Origin of the sequence: Marinospirillum insulare DSM 21763 (assembly GCF_000686905.1) — a bacterium.
In the GTDB taxonomy this organism is placed as follows: domain Bacteria; phylum Pseudomonadota; class Gammaproteobacteria; order Pseudomonadales; family Halomonadaceae; genus Marinospirillum; species Marinospirillum insulare.
Genome location: NZ_JMLW01000068.1, coordinates 1 through 1,660 on the forward strand (window position 1 = coordinate 1; position 1,660 = coordinate 1,660).

At 44.9% G+C, this 1,660-nt stretch carries 3 protein-coding genes; 2 read left to right on the plus strand and 1 reads right to left on the minus strand.

What is annotated here, in order from left to right; all coding sequences use genetic code 11:
- Positions 1-57: 57 nt before the first annotated feature.
- Positions 58-336 carry a type II toxin-antitoxin system RelE/ParE family toxin gene (locus BP27_RS0113610; protein ID WP_027851994.1) on the minus strand — a complete coding sequence of 93 codons (279 nt, stop codon included), beginning with the start codon at positions 334-336 and terminating at the stop codon, positions 58-60.
- A 214-nt stretch (positions 337-550) separates the two neighbouring features.
- Here BP27_RS0113610 and BP27_RS0113615 point away from each other — a divergent pair, with 214 nt between their 5' ends.
- Both BP27_RS0113615 and BP27_RS0113620 read left to right on the plus strand, forming a co-directional pair.
- Positions 551-823, plus strand: a complete 273-nt coding sequence (locus BP27_RS0113615) for a type II toxin-antitoxin system Phd/YefM family antitoxin (RefSeq protein WP_027851995.1) — start codon at positions 551-553, stop codon at positions 821-823.
- The gene (locus tag BP27_RS0113620) at positions 804-1,073 is read left to right on the plus strand and encodes a Txe/YoeB family addiction module toxin (protein ID WP_027851996.1); all 270 of its coding nucleotides are present in this window, start codon (positions 804-806) and stop codon (positions 1,071-1,073) included. Before BP27_RS0113615 ends, BP27_RS0113620 begins: the two co-directional genes overlap by 20 nt.
- Positions 1,074-1,660: the final 587 nt, after the last annotated feature.

Here is a 1,660-nt window from a genome sequence, read left to right on the forward strand (position 1 = left end):
GCTCCATATAAATGGATTCAATAAATTCACCAGGGTGCGGTGGGTTGTGCATAGACATTAGTGATAATCCTCATAGTTAAGGATGTACGCATTGCCATCCCGAAATTCAAAGGTAACACGCCAGTTACCACTGACTGAAATTGACCAAATACCTGAACGCTCACCTTTTAATGGATGAAGTGAAAAGCCTGGCAGGTCAATATCATCAAGCACTTGGGCAGTATCTATCGCAGCTAACTGCATTCTTAGCTTCTTTACATGCTTGGCCTGAATGCCAGCACTTTTGCCCGTCTCAAAGAAGAGCCTCAGCCCTTTGTGTTTGAATGATTTAATCATGCGCAAATCGTATCGCATTGCGCAACACGAAGCAATTTTTTCTACTATACACTTATTAACACTGGGTTGGTCTAACGCCGCGATAACTGGCTTGGATGAAGGAGCGGCTTTTTTTGAACAAAAAAGATGACGCTTTACCCAAGTCCATGTTCATTGCCTTGTTAGTGCATTGCTGCTATATTTGTACGGAAATACCGTACATCTGGTGAATATTATGGACTCGATTAGTGTAAACCGTTTCAGAGACAACTTAAAAACCTTTGTAGAACAGGTTGTTAGCAATCACACGCCACTTAAAGTCACTCGCCGAGCAGGTGAAGCATTTGTGGTTATGAGCGCTGATGACTGGGAAAGAGAGCAAGAGACACTATATGTGCTTCAAAATACCTCTCTTATGCAGCAAATTTCTGACTCCCTTGATACTCACAACAAAACTACAGGCTACAAGCCAACGGATGAACAGTTAAATGAGATCACTGGTCTTTGAAGGCAATACTTGGACTGCTTACGAAAAAATGCGTGAGCAGGATAAAAAACTTCACAAAGCTCTATGTAAACTACTAAAAGAAATGCTCCGTTCCGACCCCAGCACTGGACTTGGAAAACCGGAAAAACTAAAACATAACCTCAATGGGCTATGGTCAAAACGCATTTCTCAAAAAGACCGAATCGTCTATAAATTTGACGATGACTACATTTATATTTTCGCAATTGGCGGTCACTATGACCAGCACTAACGCCATTGTTTTGGGGCGAGCGCCAGCGAGTCCAGCACCCGTCGCGATAGCTGGCTTTCGGGTGCGCCCAACAACTATTTGTTAAGTTTATGGCTTAGGGCTGCGCTAACAGCCCCGCCAATGGTTACAAGAGGAGCAAGAACAAAGCAAAAGCTCTGATAATCGCTGCAACATTAACTGAAACCTCAAACTTAGAGTTCTTAAAGGTAAACATAATGAATGCCAAATTGAACCCTAGGCCGGCCCAGGGTATTAAACCTGAGGTTTAACGTCACTGGCCGTGACGCCGCCTTCATTGTGAGCTACCCGACAAAAGACGGATTGCCAGCTGAGGTTGCTTCTCGGCCGGCAGGGTGTGCAACCTTACTCCAGTTGGCTAAGACCCAGTCTCAGCTCCGTTGTAAGCACCCCTCATACCTAACAGAGAGTTCGGCCCCGCCGAGTCTGCTAGACATGTTCTTCAAAACTTAACGCCGCCAACAACGGCAGACTCCCCCTCCGTCACACTAGTTGTCCGCTTGATTAATTTTAATCGACTAGACAAATCGGAGTGTAGCTATGGCCTCTTACAGCACAGACTTTAGAGA

Bases quoted from the DNA above. Each gene is read 5' to 3' on its own strand.
- BP27_RS0113610 (WP_027851994.1), bottom strand. From the start codon at position 336: ATGATTAAATCATTCAAACACAAAGGGCTGAGGCTCTTCTTTGAGACG.
- BP27_RS0113620 (WP_027851996.1), top strand. From the start codon at position 804: ATGAGATCACTGGTCTTTGAAGGCAATACTTGGACTGCTTACGAAAAA.
- BP27_RS0113615 (WP_027851995.1), top strand. From the start codon at position 551: ATGGACTCGATTAGTGTAAACCGTTTCAGAGACAACTTAAAAACCTTT.